Raw genomic sequence first — 23,807 nt, 5'->3', positions numbered from 1 at the left:
CCCGTCATTGGGCGACTGTCGGGAACCGGGTTGGACTTGCGAACCCAGTCTACGAGCGTTTTTGCTGCATCGCAATATCGAAATTCTGCGAGCATATCGAGGCACAAGCCATCACAATTTTGAAATAAAAATATGCCAGGCACCAGATGGCCGGCATATTGGTGTGACGGTTATGACTTTTCGGAAGCTCGATGGATCGCGGTTCGCGTGTGTGTGGGCGCGTGTGCCGCATAGCAGCGATGGCGTCGTTTTTCAGATGCGAGCTGGGCGAGGATGAGCGGTGCGGCGAGCACACCGATATGGCGGGCATCTAGCCAGAACTGTTCGCGAGGTTGCATGCAGTGACGGAGAGCGTGGGAATGGCAGACCATCGGCAGGCCGGGGCCGCCCACGCGCCCCCCCGGCTTGCCGTCGTCCATCACAGGTCGGTCGACAGCGACAGCCAGAACGTGCGCGGCGCGCCCGTGAACAGATACCCGGTCGGGTTCGCCTGCCAGTAGTTGCGATTGAACAGGTTCGTCACGTTCGCGCGCAGCGTCACGTCGCGGCCGGCCACCTTCGTCGTGTAGCGCCCGCCCAGGTCGAAGCGCGTCCAGCTCGGCACATGCTGCGAGTTGTCCTGGCTCACGTAGGCCTCGCCCGTGTAGATCATCCGGCTCGTCAGCGTCACGCCCGGCACGAACGGCGTATCCCATTCCGCGCCGAGGGTGGCCTGCAGCGACGGGGCGCCGATCGCGTGGTTGCCGTCGTACGTGCCGCCCTGCGTGCGGCGCAACCGCGCATCGAGCCACGTGACGCCGCCGAGCAGACGCACGCCGCGCGTGACTTCGCCGAAGCCGGACAGTTCGAGGCCGCGATTGCGCTGCAGCCCGTTGAGGCTGTACAGCTTGCTGACCGGGTCGACGATCCCGCTCGGCACGTCGATCTGGAACAGCCCGAGCGTCGCGCCGAACTTGCCGAGATCGAGCTTGGTGCCGACTTCATACTGCTTCGACTTGAACGGCGCGAACACCTGGTTCGGGTTCGCCGCGTCGGGCGGCGGTGCCGAGCCGGGCGTCAGCGCTTCGATGTAGTTCGCGTAGAACGACAACTGGTCGAGCGGACGCACGACGAGCGCGACGGATGGCGTGGTGGCGCCCTGGTCGTAGTGCGAGGTTTCCGCGCCGGAGGTATCGAAGTTGCGGCTGCTCACCTGCTGGCGACGCACGCCGAGCGTGAGCTGCACGAGCCCGCCGGCCGCGGACAGCGTATCGGCCACGCCGATGCTGCGCAGGATCTGCGCGCTGTCCTTCGCCTCCGGCGACACGGAGACCGGCGCGCCCGGCCCCGCGAGGCGGGTCGGCATGTAGATGTTCGTCGCATAGGTACCGTATGCGGTCTGCCCGAACCACGTCGTCTGCTGCAGGTAGTCGCCGCTCACGACAAACTGGTGGTCGATCGGGCCCGTCCTGAAACGCGCGCGTGCACCGGCTTCGGCCGACAGCGCAGGCGAAGAAACGCGTCCTGGGCAAGATCGGCTGCATCGAAAGCGTTACCCAGCCGCCTGCGCAACCATCCCTGCAACCAGCCGTGGTGGTCGCGATAGAGCGCCTGCACATCCTGATGCAAGGCGAATTGAGCGGCGGACATGGAACGACCCTTTCGGCTTCAAAAGCACGAGATGAGAAGGCAAATAAGAATCATTCCTGTTTATAAACCAATTCAATGGGTTTGCGCAATATTTTGAAATTAAGGGCCGCATCTTGTAATGGACGCCGCGCTCATTGGTTTGTCGGACATTTCGGTGAGCGTTCGCGCGTTTGGCCCGGTGCGGCGCACGTCACATCGGGCGATGCTCCGGGCGATCGTTCGAATCAGCCGCCCTTCGCCTGGCAGTCGGAACATACCCCGGTGATCACCAGCGACGCGGCTTGATACTTGAAGCGATGCCCGGACGCAACGCGTGCGAATTGCTGGTCCAGTTCGTCTTCGACGAGGTCGCAAATTGCCGCGCATCGGCGGCAAACGAGATGGTGGTGAGGCTTGCCGTGGTTCAGCTCGTACACGACGCGCGAATCACCCAGCGACGCACTGGTAATGAGCCCGCTCTCGAGAAACGTGGACAAGGTCCGGTAGGTGCTTGCAAGGCTGAATGGCTCCGGACCGCCGGACAACATCCGGTAGATCTGCTCGACGGTGAAATGCGTCGTGGGATGCGTGCGAAACAACATCAATACGTTGAATCGGCTGACCGTTGGCCGGATCCTCACCCGGGCCAGTTCCGTGTAAATGGCTTTCATCGTCTTATATAAGAATTCCCCGCCACATCATGTGCTGCGCATGCTTAAGCGTTCGTTAAGGCAAGTATCGCCCCGCTCCGCGGTGGGAAGGCGAGCCATCGTTTTCCCTGCATCCATGAGTCGTGACTCGCTGGCGGGCTTTGAGATTCGATGTTCGGGCGACTCAGTCGAGCGCGCGTCGGTTCAGTTATTGGATTGCTGTCGATGCGCGCACAGGTCCGCCGTCAATCGCGATGCAGTATTGCGTCGTGGTCGGACGGTGATCGTCTGACGCGTTTATCGGCGGCTCAGCCGGACGGCGGGTGTTGCGGAGCCACGCAGCGGCCTCGCTTCCTGCGATCGTGATCCATGGATTCACGAGTCCAGCGAGGTCATCCCGGACTGCAGGTAGTTCTGGATACCGACTTTCTGGACCAGTTCCAGCTGCGTTTCCAGCCAGTCGATGTGCTCTTCGGTATCGTCGAGAATGTTCTCGAGAATTTCTCGCGACACGTAATCCTGCACCGATTCGCAGTACGCGATCCCCTCCTTGCAGGTTGCCTGTGCCACACGCTCGAGCTTCAGGTCGCATTCGAGAATCTCTTCCGTGTGCTCGCCGATGAGAAGCTTGTGCAGATCCTGAAGATTCGGCAACCCGTCGAGCATGAAGATGCGCTCGATGAGTGCGTCCGCATGCTTCATCTCGCCGATCGACTCCTCGTACTCGTGCTTGCCGAGTTTGTCGAGCTGCCAATGACGATACATACGGGCATGCAGGAAATACTGGTTGATCGCCGTCAGCTCATTCTTCAGTTGAGCATTCAGATATTCGATGACCTTCTTGTCGCCTTTCATCGCAGCTCTCCCGTTCGGCCCGTGCATGTGGACGACACGTCCAGAACCTACAATAGTCCGCGACCGGTTCATCCGCAAACGACTTCCGCGCGCATCAGGCGGCCTCGGGGCACGTCACGACCGAAGTCCGGAAATACAGGCGGCGTGACGACTCATATCGCCTCGCAGTACGAATGATTTCGATTCTCTTTACGTTTTCGGCACAACCTCCACGGTCGTGCATGAACGCATGGCGCATTCATGTCCTCCGGCGACGGGCAGGCTCGTTCGAGCATGTCGGCTCGGCACTGCCGACGAACGCGTGTAGCGCTGATATGCGCCGTGATCGAGCAACTGCTCGCCGGCTTGCCGGATGTCCGGCAGGTTGCGGATGTCCGGACGCTCGACACGGCAGGCGGGCCCGCGTCACCCGGGGCGCCGCTGCCGTGACCCGTACACGGACCGCCGCTTCTCGCGCGCCGAACGCGGCGCGCGAGCAACCGGAAAGCCACGTGCGGCGTACGCCGGGCGAGCCGTACCCGCTTACCAGCGGTGGGTGTAGCTGGCCGTCAGCACGGCGCCCGCGGCAGGCAGGCGGCTCGTGTTGTTGCTGTTGCGCATGAGCTGGCTGTAGAGCGGCATGTAATACCGGTTCAGCAGGTTTTCGACGCCGACGGTCACGCGGTCCTTCTTCGTGACCTGATAGCGCGAGATCAGGTCGACGGTCGTGTAGCTGCCCGCATCCATGCGCCCGAAGCTGATCTTGTCGTTGAGCCGGTAATCGCGTGCCGCATAAAACGTCGCCTGCAGCCGATTGCTCCAGCGCGAGTTCGGACGATATTCCAGATAGCCGGTCAGCTTGAGCGGCGGAATGCGATAACCGGTCATGTCCTGGAAATTCGCGCTGTTTTGCGGCCGCTCGCGTCCCTGCATGTAGGTGATCGTGCCGCCGGCACCCCACTTGTCGTCGTCGGACGCGTAGTCGACGGTCGCCTCGAGGCCCGCGATGCGCTCGGCCGTGCGCGTGAGGATCAGCCCGTTGTTGAAGCTCTGCACGTCGCCAAGCTCGGACGTCGTATAGAACAGCGCGAGCGTGCCGTCGGCATGATTGCCGAGGCTGCCGCGCCAGCCGATCTCGTAGTTGTTCGTCTTGACGGGTTCGAGGTTGGACGAATGGATGTCGAAGCCGGCGGTGGCGTTACGCAGTTGCAGACCGACGTCCGGCAACTGGAACCCCTGGCTGAACGCGGCGTAGATTTCCTGGCTCGGCACCGGCGCATAGGCAACGCCCGCATTGAACAGCCATGCGCCGTAACCGGTCGACCCGCCCGGCACCGTGTACTTGTTCGCCAGACGCAACTGCGAAAGCGGCACGAAGGCGTCGAAGCGTGCGCTCGCATGCTCGTAGCGCACGCCCGCTTCCGCCGACCATTTGTCGCTGAACTTGTGCTGCAGTTGCGCGAAGCCGCCGACGCTGGTCGTCGTAAGGGGCGGCAGGTACGTCAGCGTGCCCGTCTTGCGATAGACGAGGCCACCGCTGGCGTCGTACGCGGACGGCGAGAAAATGTCGTCCGGCATGTCGCTGCGTTCCTGGTTGAAGTCCGCACCCCACTGGAGCTTCGTGCGGCCGGCCTGATCGAGCGGCGTCGTGATCGTCAGGCGGCTGCCGAACACCTTCGAATCCTGCATGACCTGGTCGATGTTGTTGCCGCGCGTCGCGACCGCGCGCGCATCAAACGGTGCGAAACGCGTGTAGTAGTCCCGATAGTAGAGCTGGGCCGCAACCTCGCTGCCGAGCACGTCCTGGTTGCTGTACTGCAGGTTGAGCTGCGTATTGCGGATGCGGTTCTGGTCGTCGAGCTGAAGCCCGTCCTTCGCGCGTGCAACGGCCGTGCCCGCGGGCAGCTTCGCGACCGACGGATCGCTCCCGTAGCGGGTGTCCTGCTTCGCGTCATAGTGGCTCGCCGAGAACACGATGCGCTGATTCGCGTCGATCCGGAAGCCGAGCTTGCCTTCGACGTTGTAGACGTTCGAGTCGAACAGATCACCCTGGCTCGGCTCCGGCGCAATACGATGGCCGCGCGCGTCGTACGCGCTGCCGATATGTTGCGCATCGACATTGAATTCGTACTCGACGGGACCATGGCTGCCCGCGAAGAACTGCTGAACGGTGCCGCCAAGGCCGCCGCTGCCCAGATGCGAAAGCGGCGAGGTCATCGAGAACGTCGTCTCGGCACGCGGTTCCCCTCCAGGCTGACGGGTCGTGATCGACACGATGCCGCCCGTTGCGCCGGCGCCGTAGACGGCGCTGCTGCCGCGCAGCACTTCGATTTTCTCGATGTTGTTCGGGTCGACGTTTGCGAGGTTGCGCGCCGAATCGCGATTCGTATTCAGCGGCACGCCGTCGACCAGCACGAGGATGTTCCGGCCGCGAAGCGTCTGGCCGTAGTCGGTGATCGTATGGCTCGAGTCCGCCATCCCGGGTACGGCTTTGCTCAGCACCGTCGCCAGATTGTTCGATCCGGCTTCGAGGTCGCGCAACGCGTTGCGACCGATCACGGTGATTTGGCGGGTCGGTCGCACGAGGTCGCTATGGGTCCGGTCGCCCGATATTTCGATGGCCTTGAGTTCGACCGGCTGTGCGGCACGATCGGCACCGGAACCGGATTGCGTCGCCGCAGCCGGCGCCGCCTTCTCTACCGTGAACGTGTTCGCGCCGGTTGCACGGGCTTGCAGCCCCGAACCCGCCAATAACCGATCCAGTGCCGCGGATGCCGTCATCTTGCCCTTGACGGCCGGACTCGTTCGCTGCTCGGCGCTGGATGTCGAAAACAGCAACTGCGCATTGGATTGACGTGCAAATGCATTCAGCGCGCGGTCCAGACGCTGCGCGGGAAGGTCGAACGACGACACTTCACCGCCCTGTCCCCACGCAGTTGCCGACAGACAACTGCTCGCGACCGCGACGCATACCATGCGCCCCACTCCGGCTTGGCGCCCAATAACCCCCATACCACCGCTCCTCGTTTAAATCGTTATGAATCGACGATGCTCACGAGGGTTGCCGGACGGGCTGGTTACTTTGTTGACGTCCGAACGAAAATATTTTCTTGAATGGCTAACGGTGTGCGACGGTTACCGTGCCGTTCGCGGCCCGTTTCACCTTGAGCGGCAGCACGCCCGGCAGCATGTCGAGCAACGCATCGACGTTGTCGGTATTGAATTGGCCGGAAAGCCGCAGGTTTGCGGCACGGGGGTCAAGATTGACGGGCGCCGTCCGATAACGGCGAATTTCGGCGATCGCAACACTCAACGGGGTGCCGTCAAAAACCAACCGGCCGTCGCGCCAGCCGAGCGCCTCGGCTGGATCAAACCGCTGCAGCGCGCTAATTCGGCCCGCATCGACAACCACGGACTGGTTGGGCTGAAGCGTCACCGGAACGTGCGTTCCGACGGTGACGGCGACCGAGCCGGACTCGACGCCGATCCGCACGTCGTCGGCATCTCGCCGCACGGCGAACGTCGTGCCGATGTCGTGGATCGTCGCATTGCCCGCATAGGTGACGAGCGGCCGATACGGAGAGTGCGCGACGTCGATCGATAACTCGCCACGCTCGATCGACAGACGCCGCGACCGAACATGCCACTCGACGCGCGCCGACGATCCGGTATTCAATACAAGCCGACTGCCGTCGGCAAGCGTCCAGTCGCGGTGCTCGCCGACGGCGGTCTCCATCGTATCGACACGGTAAGCCGGATCGACACACCAGATTGAAACGGCCGACACCACGGTCAGCATCGCGCTACCGGCGACGCGCCGAATGGTTCGCCGGCGCGCCGCTCGGCGCACGACGGCGTCAAGCGGATAACGCGCACGCAGCGCATCCTTGAAGGTGTCGAGCGAGCCGTCTTGAGGGGATGTCGAATCGTGGCTACGGGAAGGCTCAGGCAGCATCGGCATTTGCCGTCTTGGTAGACAGGGTGTTCTGCAGGATCGGGGTGAGGGCCGTCATCGCGCGGGCCATATGTTTGGCGACCATATTACGCGATATCCGCAATTGAGCCGCCACTTCTTCCTGCGACAAATCGTGCAGTTTATGGAGGATGAATACCTCGCGACAACGCTCGGGCAACGTATTGATGATCCGTTCGAGCTCAGCTATGGTCTGCTGGTAACTCAGCGCCTGTTCGCCGTCTATCTCGTCCGACCGCATGTCGGGGACGACGATGCCGGCCGACTCCGTATGGCTCGCATGCACTTCGTCCCCTCTCCAGCGGTCGATCGCTCGATGTATCGACAAATGACGCAAAAAGGCGAGTGGCGTATGGATCGGTTCGCCGGGAGGCCGTTGAAGAAGCTGCACGCCGACATCCTGGACGACATCGCATGCGAATGCGCGATCGCCGAAGCGATGCCGGACGTGATTGACGAGCTCCTCGTAGTGCTTGACGAATGCGGCGATCAACGGGGAGTGGGCGGAATCGCGGGGCAGGCTTGTCACATCGTTACGGGATGAGCGAGCATCACGCCCAAAATGATAATAATTCTCATTATTGACACTGATTACAAAACTGTCAACATCAGTGACTCCCCGTCCCGGTCAATGCCGCGCTTCTTCCTTTTTCAGCCTGGCCAGTGACATGTCCTGTTCGTCGCCTAACCGAGGTCGCCCCGCGCAATCAGGCCCGCCGCGCCAGTGCACGATCGGGCGATCGCATTCCTCCGGTGGCCGCAGCCACCGCTCTGCACTCCGTTCAAACGCCAGATGCGCTGTCGGATCGCTTGACGCCGAGCAACGTACCCAACAATGCCGGCAGTACCAGCAACACCAGCGGCAACTGCACGATCAGCCCCGAGATGATCGCGACCGCGAGTGGCTGCTGCATGGCAGAACCCTGCCCGAGCGCGAACGCGAGCGGCAGCAGCGCGAGAATCGCCGCGATCGTCGTCATCGCAATCGGTCGCAGACGGTTGCGCCCCGCCGCGAGCAGTGCCGCGTCGAGCGGCATCCCTTCGTCGCGCACGAGCCCCTGGAATTCGGACACGTAGAAGATCGCGACCTCGGTCACGATGCCGACGATCATCGTCATCCCCATCATCGCGGAAATGTTCAGCTCGATACCTGTCACCCACAGTCCGATGAACACCGCGCCGGTCGCGCACAGCGGCATCGCCATCACCGCCAGTGCGACACGGAACCGCTCGTAGAGGAACAGCAGCAGCCCGAAAACCAGCGCGACAGCCGCGCCGAACACCGCGACGAGCCCACGAAACGCGATTTGCTGCTGCTGATACAGGCCGCCGAGTTCGTAATAGACGCCCGGCGGCAGCAGCTTCGCGTCGCCGAGCGCGCGCTGCACGTCGCCGATCGTCGAACCAAGGTCGCGGCCATCGATCCGCGCGGTCACGGCCACCATCCGCTTCAGGTTGTCCCGGCTGATTTCCGGCTGACCGCTGACCGTGATGCGGTCGGTCACGCGATCGAGCGGGAACAGATGGCCGTCCGGTGCGCGAATCTGCAACTCGCCTAGCCCGGTGCCGTTCATTCCGGCCGCGCCCGCCACCCGCACGCGTACGCCGACCGTCTTGGGTCCCTGCTGGTATTGCGTCGCGACGCTCCCTTCGAGCAGGTCCGACACCTGCTGCGCGATCGACTGAGGATCCATGCCTTCCGCGGCGGCCGCGTCCGGCCGAATGTGCAGGTCGAGCGCGTCGCCCGCCGGGTTGATGCCGTCGTCGACGTCGACGATGCCCTGAATCTTCCCGATACGCGCGGCCACCCGGTGCGCGGTCGCCTCGAGCACGGCCGGATCGTCCGAATAGATCTTGATCTGCACCGGTTGCGGCACCGCGGTCAGGTCGCCGATCAGGTCTTCCATCAGTTGGGCGAGTTCGACGTTCACGCCGGGCACGTTCGTCTCGATCTTCGAACGGATCTCCTCCATCACGGTGTCGATCGGCTCGCGCGAGCCGGATTTCAGTCGCACGAAGAAGTCGCCCTTGTTCGGCTCGTTGAGGTCGCCCCCGAGACCCGCACCGGTCCGGCGCGAATAGGTCGCGACGTTCGGATTCTCCCGGATGATCGTTTCGACCTCGCGCATCAACCTGTCCGTTTCGGTGATCGACGTGCCAGGTGCCGTGTGGTAATCGAGCACGAAGCCGCCTTCGTCCATCGACGGCATGAACCCGCTGCCAACGCGCGTGAACGCAATCGCGGCGACGATCAGCAGCGGCACCACGCCCGCAAGCGCAAGCGCCGGCTTGCGGCTGACCCGCTCGACGAGCATGGCGTAACGCGTGTTCAGCCAGCGCGCGAAGCGCGACTCGCGGTGCTCTTCGGCATCGGCCGGCGTCAGCCAGTGATCGCACAGAATCGGAATCGCGAGCCAGCTCACGACGAACGAGATGAACAGCGCGCTCGCCATCGTGATCGATAGCGCCTTGAAGAACGCCCCCGTCACACCGGACAGGAACGCAAGCGGCACGAAAATGATCAGCGTCGCGGCCGACGATCCGGCGAGCGGTCGGGTGAACTCGAGCGCCGCGCTCATCACGCGGCCGTGGAACGCATGCGCACCGGCCTCGCGCATGCGCCGCGCGATGTGCTCGATCATCACGATCGCGTCGTCGATCACGAGCCCGACCGCCGCCGCCATCCCGCCGAGCGTCATGATGTTGAAGCCCATGCCGAACACGTCGAGCAGCAGAATCGTCGCGCTCATCACGACCGGCACCAGCGCGACCGCGATCGCGGTGATCTTCCAGTTGCGCAGGAACACGAACAGCGTGAGCGCGGCCAGCACGACGCCGATCAGGATCGCGTCGCGCACGCTCGATGCCGACGCGATCACGAGCTGGCTCTGGTCGTACCAGTTCGCGAGATGCACGCCCGACGGCATCTGTTTCTGGAAATCGGCGAGTTTCGCGCGGATCGCCGCGGCCATCGCGACGCTGTTCGCGCCGGGTTGCTGGAATACGTTGACGAGCACCGCATCCTGCCCGTCGGCCGTCACGCGGATCCACTGCGGGACCGTGCCGCGCGACACCGTCGCGACATCGCCGACGCGTACCTGATTGCCGCCCGCGGACGACACGACCGCATTGCGCAGCGCATCGAGCGACGTGATGGTCGTATCGGCGACCACCAGGTACAGCTTGTAGTGATCCTCGATGCGCCCGGTCGCCATCAGCACGTTACCCGCGCCGATCGCCTTCGACACGTCCTCGACCGACAGTTTGTACGCGGCAAGCCGTGCCGGGTCGATCGCAACCTGCAGCTCGTCCTGCGCGCCGCCCGTCACCTCGACGCGCGCCACGCCGTCGACCGACGACAGCAACGGCCGCAGCTGGAACTGCGCGAGATCGCGCAGCTGCGACAGCGACTGCCGCGACGACGTCAGGCTGTAGGCAAGCACGGGGAATACGGTCGGATCCATCCGCTTCACCTGCATCGACGTGCCGGACGGCAGTGACGGCAGAATCTCGGCGATGGCCGACTGCGCCTGCAGCGTCGCTTGCGCCATGTCGGTGCCCCAGTCGAAGTTCAGCGAGATTTCGGCCGAGCCGCGGCTGGTTTTCGATTCGACGTCGCGCACGCCCGGCACGCGCCGCAGCGCTTCCTCGACCGGCATCGTCACCAGCGTCGCCATCTGCTCGGCCGGCCGGTCGCCCGCATCGAGCGACACGACCGCGCGCGGGAACGACACGTTCGGAAACAGCGAGATCGGCAACCGAAAGGCCGTCAGCGCGCCGGCGACCGCGAGCAGCGCGACGACGAACAGCAGCGAGCGCCGGTGGCGCTGCATCCATTGTCCGAAGTTCATGGGTGCGCGCCTCCGGCAAGACGCACGGTCATCCCGTCCTGCAATTCGTAGTTGCCGGTCACGACGAGCGGTTCCGCCGTGTTCAGCGGCCCGTCGACGCCGTAGCGATCGCCGCTTTCGACGCGCACGGTAACGTCGACGCGCTGCGCCGCGTGCTTCGGCGTGACCTGGAATACATACGCGCCCTTCGCATCGCGCAGCACCGCGGAGCGCGGCACCACCCACCAGGTACCGGTCTGCGTCGCGATATCGGCGCTCACGCGCGTGCCGGGGATGAACGCCGTGCCGCCGAGCGGCACGCTCGCGCCGACGTTCACGAGCTGGCTTTGCGGGTCGATCGACGCCCCCGCGACGACGACCTGCCCGGCCGGGTTCGCATGGGCCAGCGCGGTCGACAGGCCGTGCAGCACGACCGCGTCACCCGCGCGGATCGACGCGGCGGCCGACGGATCGACGCCGAGCGTCACATTGGCCTGATGGCTCGACGCACCGGTGCTGGCGGCAAGTTGCGCGATCGTCGCACCGGCCTGTATCTGGTCGCCGGGGAGCGCCGCAAGCTGCGACACCACGCCCGCGAACGGCGCCGCTATCGTCACGTCGCCGCCGTGCACCCCCATCTGGCGCTGCGCGGCCTGCCCCTGTTGCGCGTCGTCGAGCGACTTCTGCGCGGCGGCGAGCTGCGACTGCGTCGCGAGGCCGTCGTTATAGAGCGACCGAGTGCGTGCGAGCTCGCCGCGCGCGAGCGTCAGCTCGCTCGCCGCCTGCGATGCGGCGAGCACTGCGGCGGGATCAGCCTGCACGACGACGATCGGGGCGCCACGCGCGACCGTCTGACCGGGCAGCACAAGCACCTTGCGAATGCGCGCGGTGTACGGCAGGTTCACCGACGTGACGCTCGCCGACGACGCGGCGACGATGCCGTATGCACGCACCTGCTGCGAGATCGGCGCACGCTGCACGCGCGCGGTTTCGACCGCCGCGGTCACGGGCTCGTCAGCGCGCGCGGGACCGGCGCACGGTGCAAGCAATGCAAGCGCGGCCGCCACGACTGCGACGTGGCGGCGGGTGAGGCGATTCAGGACTGCTGGCATGGGATCAACGCTGGGTGGAATCGGTGGAAGTGGAAGAAAAGGCATCGGGCACGGCGCTACCGAGCAACGCCTGCAGACCGATGCGCTGCTCGGCCAGCGCATCGCGCTGGGTCGCCGCGTCGATCCGCTTCGTCAGCGCGGCAAGTTGCGCGTCGGTGTACTGCCCGAGCGCGACGTCGTGTGCGTCGTACGCGTGCCGCGCATGCTCAGCCGCCTGCTCGAGTGCCGGCAGCGCGGCCTCGTCTTGCGCGAGCTGTTCCGCCGCGAGACGGGAATCCGCGCGCAGATGCGCGATGTCCGCATAGGCGGTGTTCAACCGGGCCTGATATTCGTCGCCGAGCCGCTGGCGGGTCGCCTGCTCGATCGCGACGTTGCCGCGATTGCGGTTGAAGATCGGCAGGCTCAGCGCGATCTGGAAGCCGGTCGTATAGATGCCCGACGTGTCGCGCGCTCGATTGAAGCCGACATTCAGGCTCGGAAACTGGTTCAGGATTGCCGCGCGATACTTCTGTTCCTGCGCGTCGTAGCCGGCCTGCAGCGCGATCAGGTCGGGACGCCGCTTCGGCAGCGCGGCCACCGCCGCGTCCAGTGTTGCGTCGGTCAGCGGCACCGTCTGGTCGGTGCCGGCGAGCCTCAGGTCGACGTTCGGCGCGAGACCCAGCAGCGCGTTCAGGTCGTGATGCGTCTGCTCTCGCGCACGGACCATGTCGTCGTACTGCTTGCGCGCGTCACTGTACGTTGTCGACGCTACGCTCACGATGTCGTCCGTCACGTTGCCAGCCTGCCGCGCATGCGCGAGCCGCCGGTAGCGCGTCTCGTCGAGATCGCGCGCTTGCTCGAGCAGCGGCAACATCGCGTCTTCATAACGTGCCTTCGTGTAGAGCTGCTTCGCTTGCGCGACGACCTGCCATTCCTGCCATAGCAGCCCGAGGTCCGTCTTGCGGACGGTCGCGTCCGCGGAGCGCTTGTTCGCGTTGCGCGTGACGATCGCCATGACGTCCATGCTCAGCCCGTAGTTGAACGCGCGTTCGAGCCCGGCCGCGCCAGGAAAGTCGCTCGACACGGACAGTTGCGGATCGGGCAGCAGGCCGGCGGAAAATGCCTGGGCCTGCGCGATCCCGAGATCGTCGCGTGCGAGCTTCAGGTCGGGATTGTTCGCGACCGCGAGCATCGCGACGTCCTCGGTGTCGAAACCGTCGGACGGATCGAAGCGGTGCGCGGCCAGTTCCGGCAGCGGCATGGCTGCGGGATCGACATGCAGCCGGGCGAGTGCGTCGGGGCCAGTCAGCGTCGCATGCGAAGTCAACGGCTGCGGGTGATAGGTCGTGCATCCGGCGAGCACGAAAACAGACGAGGTTGCGCACGCGGCAATCGCACGTGCGATGCGTGGCGGCGGGATCGGTGATGAGCGAAACAACATGCTCTCCGTATTGGGTTGTCGTCAAAACGTCATCCCGGCGTACCGGAACGCTGACCCGCCAATTGTCGCGACACGCAGCTTAAGGGTTGATTAAGTGCCTGGTGAACAAGGTTCGGCTTGATTGCCGACATCGCGGACGCGGTTGACCCAGGTCATTCGCGCTCTTTCGCAGCATGAACCGGTGAGCGCCGAAATGAGCGGTAGCCACATGGCCGGCCTGAGTGGATCTCTGCGAGCAGCGCGGCAAGTAGTGAGTGGTAGGCGGAACCGATGGCAACTGACGATGGAAGTCGAATGCGCGGCGTATTCAGTCAACACGACACCGGCAGGTTCGCCTCTTTCGTCGCCATCGACCAACGCACCGCAATCCAACAGTTGAGTATTGCCGTGCCTCGCGGACCGAATGCTTGCCATTCTCGGGAAATCCGGTGTCGCCCAGGACCCGGCACATGGATTGCATCCACGGTTCCGTCTGGAACATCGCCAGCCGTTGCGCCCCACTCGACTTCTCCCACGCTCGTGCCTGAACCGGGTAGCCATGTTGGTCCACAAGAATAACCGTTTGGCTTATGGCTCTTGTCCCGGAACCAGCCTCTCCCATGGGAAAGTTATCACCATTTGCCACAAATGCGTTTAAGCGCCCCGCGAGATAGGGAGATCGCGCCGCACCTGAAACTAATGCCGAATACGCTGGCGACGATACTCAAAAAGCCTTCTGCAATGTCGATAAGGAAGATGGATTGAGTTGAATTTTTGTGATTGTCATTTTCCATCAATTGCCTGCATTGAAATATTAAACAAGTAGCCAGTTCTATTGAAAATGATCTCCGCGTGATACACGACACCATGTGCAACCATTTCCTGTGTGAAATGTTCATTCCCGTGCTTTGCCAACGCCGGGAGCAGTGGGCCGTCAGGCGGAGGTGCTTTATCCAACTCCCATGAATTTCCGAATATTCGAATAACATCCTCATACGTAACACTCGAATGCTTCGAAAAAATCAAATCGACTCCACCTTGGCGTGGTTGATTTCCGTGGCGCGATCTAAATGTCGCGGAAAATTTCTCCCCGAATGCCGTTCTCCCATGCGCCCCCTTTTGTACCCCGAACTCCCCACCAATAACCCAAGCCGGTTCTGATTCACTACCCAAGCCAGAGGATATTTCACTGCCTGTAGCACCCAGCATGTCTTTTATGCATGCAGCAGAATAAAATCTATCTTCCAAAAAATAATTTTCACTCAAATATCTCTTTAAATTTAATAATAAATCAATTTGATTGATCGGAGGGTTAAACTCAAATACACATTGAGTGCTTATGACTGAAGGGCGGTGAATATTTTCTCGAAAACTCATGGCATTGCCATCTGACACTTCACCCCGGGATGTTGCCGGAATATTTTGCTCACCCAGGATCAAACGATCCTCATCAGAAAACACACGAGTGGAGAAGGTTAGGAGGCTTATCGAAAAAATAATAAATTTAAGTTTTTTGGTGTCCATAATAATTAATTTTAGATTGGCAACAAACATCAAGCCATTGAATTAAACAATCGCGATGATTTTAACTTGACAAAACAACACCATGGAATCGCGTTTATGCAAACGCAAAATCAGCAAGTCCAGCTGACGATATATCCGCTTATCCACCCCGAAGAAGCGATGGCGTGCGAACTCAACTTAATTGAGGTACTTTATTTGCACGCCAATTTTCTCTAAATCGTTTTGTCGATCCGATAAGGAAGATTGTGTTTTCAGCCATCAAGGCAAGTGCCAGATTGGAGTCTGAGATTGGGGGGTGTATTTTTTATGACGAATGTTACGGACCATTTTTGCACCTCAGTATGAGGGCCTATCGCTAACGCTTGTTCACAATAGAGGCACAGCCTGTGCCGGCAAACAATCGACTGGGATCTGATCGAGTGGCACTACGCCGACATGATGCGCATGACTGTATCGATCAAGGCGGGCAGGATGACGCCGTCGACGATCCTGCGCCGCCTCGGCTCGGAGAGCACAAAGAACAAACGCTATTTCGCGTTTCGCGAGCTCGGGCGCGTGATCCGGACACTGTTCCTGCTCAAGTACCTGAACGATCCGGAACTGCGCCGCACGATCCATACGCAGCGAATAAGGGCGAGCAGTTCAATGATTTCGCGCAGTGGCCGATGTTCGGCGGCGAAGGTGTGATCGCCGAAAACGTGCGGCACGAGCAACGCAAGATCAATTTCTACTTTAAATCAGCAGCTTAGGCCGGGATGTGGTGGATTTTTTACGAATCCCGGCCAAGCCCCTCCTAGCGACCGGCGTTGCGTAAACGATCAATCAACTGTTGAGCCAGCTCGGGATCCTTGAAATTCGACGCGGTCTGCGCGCTGCTGCCGGCGCGCAAGGTCGCCACCTGCGAACTCGGCTTGTCCAGCGGCAGCAACTTGCCCGGGCACTCGGTCAGTTGCTTTGCCGGTGCCTTGCCCAGCAGGTAATCCATCACGGTCAGGTCCACGCACTCGGTCCCGTACACCATCAGGCCATGGCTACCTTCACCGTTGACCTGGACCATGCTGGTCGCCGGCAACTGGGCAAGGGTTTCCCTCGCGCCTTTCAAAGGCGTCGGCACGTCGAACTCACTTTGCACCATCAGCAGCCGCGCCGCCTTCAGACGATCCATGCCGGGTTTGCTGATGTCCACCTGACGCTTCCAGTAGAGACAAGGCTGGCCGGCAAGGTCACGGGTCTCGTTGGTCGGCAGGCGTTCAGCCAGCGTGAACGCCGTCTGCACCCAGTAGGCAGGATCCTTGTTCGGAAGCGGCTCGTCGTTGCAAACGACGGTATTGAATACAGACCTGGAATTGCTCAAGGAAAATGACGTTCCGTTCGTGTAATAAGTCGGATCCCGTCGGCGCTCGATGATACCTGTTATCCCGCCGGTCATGATCTTGAAATCGCCTTCAAGCTCTTGATTGCCAATATATGACCTGCTATTCAGTATTTTTTCAATTTCATCCAGTGACTTTTTCTGCTCGATCAGCTTGTTTGTTTCCACGGCAAGCTTGATGGCGACAAGCGACTTATGGATATCCCTGCTCTTCGCGCCGAAGTCGAATTGGTAGGCGGTTGCAAGAACAAGCAGGGCCTTGGTCGCTTCACTCCCCAGGGAATTCAGGTTGTCGCTGACTTCCTTCGCTGTCTTTCCCAATCCAAACACATCGTCATGTTTGGCAGCATAAGGCGCGATAAATTCATTGAAAGAATGGATCTGCCCTTCCTGGGAGGCAATGGATGCATCATGAATCGATTTGCTGAAATTCATGCTGCTATCCAGCACCATCGGGCCGACCTTCTCAGGGAAAAGCCCCGCATACCAGAATCCAAGCCACGTGCCATATGATATGCCGTAGTAATGAAATTTTTCATCACCAAGCAAATGACGCATCAGATCCATATCGCGCGCTGTCGCATCGGTATTGATATAATCCGAGACAGGGCTTTTTTGACAATTATCCGCCGTATAAAGCGCATAGTTCTTGATCAACTGAACATTCTCCGGACTCGTGCCCCATTTCGAAACATCCATGGGATAGTCCGGTTCATTGCCCGCGCAGATCAGATTCGTGCTCGCCCCGACGCCCCGCGGAGAAAAGCCGACGAAATTGTACGCATCGCCGATCTCCTTGTACTTCTGCCCCAAAGCCGTACTTTCGGCTCCGTCGGACAGAAGAAAGGCCAAATCAACCGAGAGGCTGAGCCCTTCCCCGCCGGGGCCGCCCGGATTGAGGAACAAATTCGGCTTCGTTTCAGGGGATTTCTCGGCAAGCACGCGCATCATGGCAACGGAGATTTGCGCCCGGTCCGGTTTCTGATAGTCCAGCGGCGCCTTGATATTGGCGCATTGCAATCGATTTCCGAGTTTCGAGTAAATCTGATATTCATTCTTGTCACGACCCAAATACTGATCGCAACTTCCCCATTGAACGACCTGGCTCTTGTAGGCCGCCAAAGGATCGGCCGGCGCGGATGCTTCGGAGCCACCGTCGCCACCGCCGCATCCGGCGATGGACAGCATCGTTGCCAAGGGCAACGAGATTTTCAATAATTTATTTTTCATGAGGCTTCCTGTTTATTATAAATCTCCGAACGATTGTCACCCGGTCACCACCCCGGACCTGGATAAAAATCGTCACGCACTGACATTCGCTGATCTCGGAAAAGCGGACAATCTCTCCCGTCAGCGGCGGCAGATGCCACGAATCATCTGGATATTGATTGACGATCGTGATTGACGGATCGGCGACGATTGATCATTACGCCGGCCATCGGTGGGGAAGAGAATCCCGTGCGAATGGAATCCCCCTCCCCGGCAAAGCTTTACTGCGGCAGGGTTTCGAAATACTTGACAGGCAAATCGAATCTCGCCGTCGGGAACTTCGTGCTTAACATCGCTTTCAACGGTGCCAGCTGATCGAAGCTGCCGGCATGCACGACGACGATGCCCATGTCGGGCCACGCGCGCACGGATACCGGCTGGCCGCGCAACGACTGGCTGACGGCGCTTGTATCCGGATGGATCACGACGAGATCATTCGTGCTAATGCCCACCAGGTTGTCGCTCGACCGTACGACCGTGGTCGTTTCGCTGCCCGTTGGCATCGACTGAGCCCTCATGCTGGCCGACGCCCCCGAATTGCCGGCTGACGCCGCAGGATGAGTGCCGTCCGCAACGGGACGAACGGAAACCACGCCGATCGAGACCGATTGCATATGCCTGAGCTTTTGAACCAGTTCCGCCGGTGCGGTACTGCCCGGCACCAGCGGCTCGGCCGCGCCGGCCGTCGCCGTCATCGCGAATGCGCTCGCGGTGGCGCAGACGATCCGGCGTGCCATCATGTTGCTGATCCTCGGCATATCAGTGCCCCATCACGTTGATCTTGGCCGCCTGGAATGATCCGGATTCCGGATTATCTCGTTGAGCGACATCAATGAATTTGAGTGTCCACACACCCTGTGCCGACTCGCCATTGAATGCATTCGAACTCAACGTGAGGCTTTCCACGTCCGACACGCCCGGGCGGACACCGTTGAATGCATTGAACAGAACGCTGCGCGTACCGGCTGGCGAGGTCAGTTCGACGGCCATGTCGCGCATGCTGACCCTCGCCAGCCGGACGGTCAGTTGCAGCGCCTCGATCGAGCCGATACCCTGCGCGCTTACCCGGATCGGCACCGCAAGACCGCTTGCCGTGCCGGCTGCGATGCTGTCGCCGCACGTATCCGGGTCCGGCTGCGCCATGCATGAGGCCGACGCCTCCACCACAATCGCTCGCTTCATCGCCCCGGTGAGGTACGCCGAATAGCTTCTTGCCGCCGACACTGCCGCGGCCGCATCGACCAGGCCGAAGCCGTACCAGTTGTCGAACCAGCGTCCCGCCCCGTTGCGTGTCCAGGCCGGCTCCGGGACATACGGCTGGCCGTCCGGAAGCGTCACGGTCTTCGCCACGCGGGCGGCGTCGATCCGGCGCGAGGTCGTGGCGAGGATCGTTCGCACGTCCCGCCACGTCAGCCGCGGGTTCGCGTGCAACATCAGCGCGATCACGCCGGATACCGTGGGGGCCGCCGACGACGTCCCGTTCATGCTTGCCATGTAGTTGCAATCGGGGTTCAGCGAACGGGCGATTTCCGTGACCGGATCGTCAAAGGGATTCCACGCAGACTCCCCGGTCTTGACGCTCCCGCGATTGCAGCCGGACAAGTCGGTCGTCATGATGGCCGGCCCCGTGACGGAACCGGACTCCCCGCCCAGTCCCGCGACCAGCAGCGCAGAACCCGACGACGAATAGCTCGACTTGACGCCGTCGGCGTTGACGGCGCCGACCACGAGGGCCTGCGGCATCGTGTTCATCGGGTCGAGCGCGGCATTGCCGCACGCGACGCCCGCCCGCGCCGCGCTCGCACAGCTTTCCCGGAGCAGGTTGTCGAACTGGTTCCCGGCAGCCTTGACGAACACCAGCCCCTTGCCGCTTCTGAGCGCTTCGAGGTGTTGCATGACAACTCCGTCCAGGCTCGTGTCGGGATCGAAGTCGCGCACCGCAGCGCCCATGTCGCCGAACGATCCGTTGATGATGTCCGCGCTTTGCGAGAACGGCGCGCCGCCGAAAGCGTTGAGCATGTTGACCGGCGTGTCGCACTTGGCGCTGCCCGACTCGGAACAGATCAAGCGCGCACCACCCAGCCGGACGCCGGGCGCAACACCGCGCCCGCCCACGCCGTTGTTCGCCGTCGCGCCGATGATGCCGGCTACCGCGCTGCCGTGCGAGTCGTCGTTGGTCGGCGTCGGATCATGGGTGACGGGGGCGGCCGGATCGAAGTTGTACAGCATGTCGGGCGCGATGCGATCCACGAGATCCGGGTGCCGGATATCCAGGCCATCGTCCAGCACGAGCACGCGCACGCCGTCGCCTGTCTCGCCCTGATCGAAAACGGACGCGACATCGAGATCGATGCCAGGCACGCCGCCCCGGGCGGAAAAGGTCGACTGCCCCGTATTCTCGAGGTGCCACTGGTACTGCGCCAGCGGATCACCCGCAGGCCGTGTCGAGGCATCGTCATTGCCGCCACCGCAGGCCACGAGTGCCGTGGCAGAAAGCATGGCGGCTGCATATCCGCAAAGCTGGTTTAAAGATGACATTGTTTTAGCCGAATCAGGAAAATTCGGAGTGGAGGATGGATGGCAGGCATCCCGATAGCCTCGCCATCCGGTTATCGCGTGGATGTCGCCGCACACTCGTATTGACCGGACGACGGATGTTTCCTGCAGAAGGTCGGACCGTGTTCGTCGAGATGGACAGCACCGCGGACCTGATCCGGCTTGCCCGCGAACGGCCCCGGCGGCGCGTGTTTGCCGTCCATCGTGTCCCGTGTCTGCTGCCATTCGGACGCCGATGTTTCGCGCTGCCGCTGTTGCTGCCGCGCCCCTTCGGCCAGCCCCTTGTTGAATTGCGCGCTGAAGTCGCCGGCTTGTGCAGGGCCAGGCCGGGACGGTGCCAGCGCCGTGCCGGCCTGACCGCCAATCGTGCTCCGGTGCAACTGGCGGATGCGCTCCAGATCATCGCTGGCCAGATGCGACTGCGCCGCCGCCCTGCCCGTCATCGCGATGGCGCAGATGGCGAAGATGGCGATGCCGATTGCCTGCCGCTTGTTGCAGCCCATATCGAGTCTCCTTTTGACGTGCCCGACCTTGCGGGCGTGCCGCATCACCGAAGCGACGCCGGTCGCATCGGCATGCGTTGCGCGATGGAAGTGGTTCGATGCCGCTACGTCCGCGGAATGCGGACGTGCCGGTCAGGCCGAAGAAATCGAACGTCTCGATGGTTCATGCTGGGTTCCCCGTATTCGATGTGCGCGCCGTTTTGAATTTCGAATGAAGTGGCACGCTATTTGTTGGTCTGATTAAAATACAGACCAGCGTTGACGGGTATCCCTGAAACCAGTGATTTTTGGCGCTTTGCAGCGCAGCAATCGCGATTGGCGGCCGCAACCGGCATGCCGCCTGCGGGCCTCACGCGCCGGCCGGTTCGACGCGCAACATCAGTTTCGCGGCCAGCACGGTATGGCCGGGCGTGGACGAAACCTCCAGCTGCCCGCCCACGCGGGCGATTCGCGCGTGCATGCTGCGCATGCCCACGCTGATGGCCGCCACGCGAACGGCTGCCACATCGAAGCCCACACCGTTGTCTTCGATCTGCAAGACGAGGCAGTCGGCTTCGGGATAGAACATCCGGACCCGCACGATCCGCGCGCGGCTGTGCTTGATGACGTTGGCGAATGCCTCTTCCATGAAGCGCGTCAACGCCAGGCACTGGGTCGCGCCGGGCCTCGCGTCCCAGGCGCGCGGGATATCCCAGTGCGCGGCGATCTCCAGTTCATCGAACAGCTGCATGAAGCGATGCCGCAGCGGCACCACCCACTCCATCGGCGTGGCGGGCACCTCGATGCCGACGCTGGTACCGCTATCGATGGTCTGACGCAAATCGTTGCGTATCACCTTCAGCAACGAAAGCACCTGTTCGTTTCTGAGCGGTACGCGCGCCTGTTCGACCATGGCCATCATGCGCACCAGCGAGCCGCCGAGGCCGTCGTGCAGGTCGTGCGCGATTTCCAGGCGCTCGTGAAGCCGCGCGTTCGTGACAGCCAGCGCATGCTCGCGCGTGAGTGTCGTGGTGAGTTCGCTACGCGCCTGCTCGACGCTCTCCTCCAGCTCACGGTTGAAACGCTCGATGCGCTGCTTGTCGCGCGCCATGCGCAAGCCGAGGACGGCCGACATGCCGAGCATCGCGATCGCGCCCGTGACGGGCGAAATCGGGTACCCGCCAATCACGTTGCACAGGATCAGCAGATCGTGCAGGCCGGCGACCAGAAAGATCAGCAGGCAGGCGGCCAGCAGCCAGTAATCGGAGCGCCGCGAACGCAATGCATGCCACTGAAAGCGCAGGCAGTTGAGGGTGAACACGACCGCGGGGACCAGGAAACCCACGAACAGGGCGGTCCGCAAATGGTCATCGGGCGTCGCCGCCAGCATGATCAGCAACGTGGCCGCGCCCGTCCACAGCGCGCGTTCCGCCCTGCGCCACCGCTGCCCGCAGAACCGCAGCGTAAAGATGCAAAAGCACGCGCAATGCAGCACCTGAAACATGATGTTGGCGCGCGCGGCCATCAGCGTGTCGGGAAACGGCCAGGGTGTGGTGGCCAGCACGTTCGACGCGAACAGCGCCCACATCAGATTGGTCAGCGCATACCAGCCGTAATCGTCCTGCCGGCGATGCGCGAGCCACGCAAAGAAGAACAATCCGCTCATCATGGCCGACGCGATCAGGTTCGCCATGAACAGCGTGCGCATGTGCCATTGCCAATCGTCGTACCGCGCCTGCATGGCCGCAGGATCGCCCAGACTGACCGGTCCGAGCCCGGGCGACTGTGCGGCCACGCCGACCACGCGCACCCAGATCACATTGGCGCCGTCGTGCACCAGGGCGTCGGGAATCCGCCAGTAGCGCGGCATGTTCCAGCTGCGCGACAACGGCTCGACCAGATGCGCATCCCGCCAGATGCGGTGCTCGTTGACGAACACCTCACCCGCCATCACCATCGACCGCAACGCCAGCGCCAGCGATTCGGGATGCCCGCCGCGACACGTTTGTGTCCAGTCCACCCGGTACCAGACCGAGCCGCTATAGTCCGGCCAGCGCCGCGTCCAGTCGTCCGGCAACGCAACGGGCGTCCAGCGGGCGTCCGTCGGGCGGCTACCGTCGCTCGCGCCTTTGGCGGCCCGGACCGAAACGATCCGCGCGTCGCATGACGGCGTCGCGGGCGATTGCGCCCATGCGGCACTCGCCAGCACGAGCAGCCAAAGGGCGAGCCACCGTGTCAATCGAGCAAGCCTCGCGAGCGCGCCGTATGGATCGCGCGCGTCCGCGACGACACGGCAAGCTTCCGATAGATGTGCTTGATGTGACATTCGACGGTGTGGCGTGACAAGTGCAGTTGTTCGGCGATTTCGCGATTGGCGAGGCCCTCGGCGACCAGGCGAAGAATCTGGCTCTCGCGCGGACTGAGCGCTTCCGCCGGCTCGTCGTCGATCCGTGCGGACGGTTGCGGGCGCAGCTCCGCGATGATGCGCCGCGCAACGAACGGATCAATGGGCGCGCCGCCGCGCAGCACGCTGCGGATGGACAGCGAGACTTCCAGGTCGTCGCGCTCCTTGAGCAGGTAGCCGGTCGCGCCGGCACGCAGCGCCGCGATGATCATGTCCTCCGTACTCCACGCGGAAATGACGAGGATCGCAAGCGCCGGATCGGCAGCGTGCATCTCGGCGATCAGCTCGATGCCGTTTCCGTCGGGAAGACCGAGATCGACCAGCGCCAGGGCGATCGACCGTTCGGCAACGCGTGCGCGCGCCTCGGCAAGCGATGCGGCGAACAGCAAGGCATCGGGCTCGTAGCCCAGTTGCAACAGCAGGCTTTCGAGCCGCCGGCAAACCAGCGGGTCGTCCTCGACCAGCAGCACTGGCACGGGAAGCGTGAATTCGTGGAGGTTCGTGCTGGTAGACATAGATGACGGCGAATCGATTTGACTGCTTGGCGTGACGCAATATATCGGAGGCGGAATCGACCGCGCAAGCTCCACGAAAGGTACCGCATTTTGAAGGATGATTTTCGATTCACCATCCATGACCGGGGAGCGCGGCACGATTTCCAGGAAAAAGTACGCCTCGTCGCGGCACCCGCAACCTCCGCGCTCGATGACTTTGACGTGTCGTTGATCCCTTCGGAGACGCGGGTATCAAGCGGATGTCCGCCGCGAGCCTCGACTCCGCTTTGCCGGGCCTGC

Annotated in this window: 16 protein-coding genes and 2 pseudogenes; 1 reads left to right on the top strand and 17 read right to left on the bottom strand. The window is 62.4% G+C overall.

Features of this window, described 5'->3' with window-relative positions; genetic code table 11:
* Positions 1-418: 418 nt before the first annotated feature.
* The 11 genes and pseudogenes from BX604_RS24970 to BX604_RS38565 form a co-directional block, all read right to left on the bottom strand.
* A complete protein-coding gene (locus BX604_RS24970; protein ID WP_257146417.1) occupies positions 419-1,420 on the bottom strand; it encodes a TonB-dependent receptor in 1,002 nt (333 codons plus the stop codon).
* Between the two features lie 47 nt (positions 1,421-1,467).
* Positions 1,468-1,629 (bottom strand): annotated as a pseudogene (locus tag BX604_RS24965) (sigma factor); the annotation flags it as partial.
* A gap of 224 nt (positions 1,630-1,853) precedes the next feature.
* Complete coding sequence (locus BX604_RS24960) at positions 1,854-2,279, bottom strand: Fur family transcriptional regulator (RefSeq protein ID WP_098553510.1); 426 nt, start codon at positions 2,277-2,279, stop codon at positions 1,854-1,856.
* A gap of 354 nt (positions 2,280-2,633) precedes the next feature.
* Complete coding sequence (gene bfr / locus BX604_RS24955; protein WP_098553509.1) at positions 2,634-3,113, bottom strand: bacterioferritin; 480 nt, start codon at positions 3,111-3,113, stop codon at positions 2,634-2,636.
* A gap of 522 nt (positions 3,114-3,635) precedes the next feature.
* Positions 3,636-6,068 (bottom strand): TonB-dependent siderophore receptor, encoded by a 2,433-nt coding sequence (locus BX604_RS24950; RefSeq protein ID WP_257146416.1) that lies wholly within the window; start codon positions 6,066-6,068, stop codon positions 3,636-3,638.
* Positions 6,069-6,210: 142 nt separating this feature from the next.
* Positions 6,211-7,053 (bottom strand): FecR family protein, encoded by an 843-nt coding sequence (locus tag BX604_RS24945; protein ID WP_098553507.1) that lies wholly within the window; start codon positions 7,051-7,053, stop codon positions 6,211-6,213.
* Positions 7,037-7,558 (bottom strand): RNA polymerase sigma factor, encoded by a 522-nt coding sequence (locus BX604_RS24940; RefSeq protein WP_257146415.1) that lies wholly within the window; start codon positions 7,556-7,558, stop codon positions 7,037-7,039. The genes BX604_RS24945 and BX604_RS24940 overlap by 17 nt, the downstream gene beginning before the upstream one ends.
* Before the next feature lie 289 nt (positions 7,559-7,847).
* Entirely contained in the window at positions 7,848-10,916 is a 3,069-nt protein-coding gene (locus tag BX604_RS24935; RefSeq protein WP_098553506.1) for an efflux RND transporter permease subunit, read from the bottom strand.
* The gene (locus tag BX604_RS24930; RefSeq protein ID WP_098553505.1) at positions 10,913-12,007 is read right to left on the bottom strand and encodes an efflux RND transporter periplasmic adaptor subunit; all 1,095 of its coding nucleotides are present in this window, start codon (positions 12,005-12,007) and stop codon (positions 10,913-10,915) included. Before BX604_RS24930 ends, BX604_RS24935 begins: the two co-directional genes overlap by 4 nt.
* A gap of 4 nt (positions 12,008-12,011) precedes the next feature.
* Positions 12,012-13,424 carry a TolC family protein gene (locus BX604_RS24925; RefSeq protein ID WP_257146414.1) on the bottom strand — a complete coding sequence of 471 codons (1,413 nt, stop codon included), beginning with the start codon at positions 13,422-13,424 and terminating at the stop codon, positions 12,012-12,014.
* 765 nt (positions 13,425-14,189) lie between these two features.
* Entirely contained in the window at positions 14,190-14,960 is a 771-nt protein-coding gene (locus BX604_RS38565) for a hypothetical protein (protein ID WP_143748103.1), read from the bottom strand.
* A 363-nt stretch (positions 14,961-15,323) separates the two neighbouring features.
* Here BX604_RS38565 and BX604_RS24920 point away from each other — a divergent pair.
* Positions 15,324-15,661: pseudogene (locus BX604_RS24920) on the top strand (Tn3 family transposase); the annotation flags it as partial.
* A gap of 62 nt (positions 15,662-15,723) precedes the next feature.
* Here BX604_RS24920 and BX604_RS24915 read toward each other — a convergent pair.
* The 6 genes from BX604_RS24915 to BX604_RS24895 all read right to left on the bottom strand — a co-directional run bounded on the left by BX604_RS24915 (position 15,724) and on the right by BX604_RS24895 (position 23,528).
* Positions 15,724-17,532, bottom strand: coding sequence for an alpha/beta hydrolase (locus tag BX604_RS24915; RefSeq protein WP_257146413.1), 1,809 nt, complete (start codon positions 17,530-17,532; stop codon positions 15,724-15,726).
* 260 nt (positions 17,533-17,792) lie between these two features.
* Positions 17,793-18,311: a hypothetical protein gene (locus tag BX604_RS24910; RefSeq protein ID WP_257146412.1), complete on the bottom strand. Its 519-nt coding sequence runs from the start codon at positions 18,309-18,311 to the stop codon at positions 17,793-17,795.
* Between the two features lie 19 nt (positions 18,312-18,330).
* The gene (locus BX604_RS24905) at positions 18,331-20,070 is read right to left on the bottom strand and encodes a S8 family serine peptidase (protein ID WP_179894874.1); all 1,740 of its coding nucleotides are present in this window, start codon (positions 20,068-20,070) and stop codon (positions 18,331-18,333) included.
* Between the two features lie 110 nt (positions 20,071-20,180).
* Positions 20,181-20,630: a hypothetical protein gene (locus BX604_RS39100; RefSeq protein ID WP_179894873.1), complete on the bottom strand. Its 450-nt coding sequence runs from the start codon at positions 20,628-20,630 to the stop codon at positions 20,181-20,183.
* A 349-nt stretch (positions 20,631-20,979) separates the two neighbouring features.
* Positions 20,980-22,848, bottom strand: coding sequence for a sensor histidine kinase (locus BX604_RS24900; protein WP_306668238.1), 1,869 nt, complete (start codon positions 22,846-22,848; stop codon positions 20,980-20,982).
* A complete protein-coding gene (locus BX604_RS24895; protein WP_098553500.1) occupies positions 22,845-23,528 on the bottom strand; it encodes a response regulator transcription factor in 684 nt (227 codons plus the stop codon). Before BX604_RS24895 ends, BX604_RS24900 begins: the two co-directional genes overlap by 4 nt.
* Positions 23,529-23,807: the final 279 nt, after the last annotated feature.

The organism is Burkholderia sp. JKS000303 (assembly GCF_002563755.1).
GTDB lineage: Bacteria > Pseudomonadota > Gammaproteobacteria > Burkholderiales > Burkholderiaceae > Burkholderia > Burkholderia anthina_B.
Note: the sequence above shows the minus strand (reverse complement) of the source record. Positions and strands in the feature narration are given on the sequence as shown.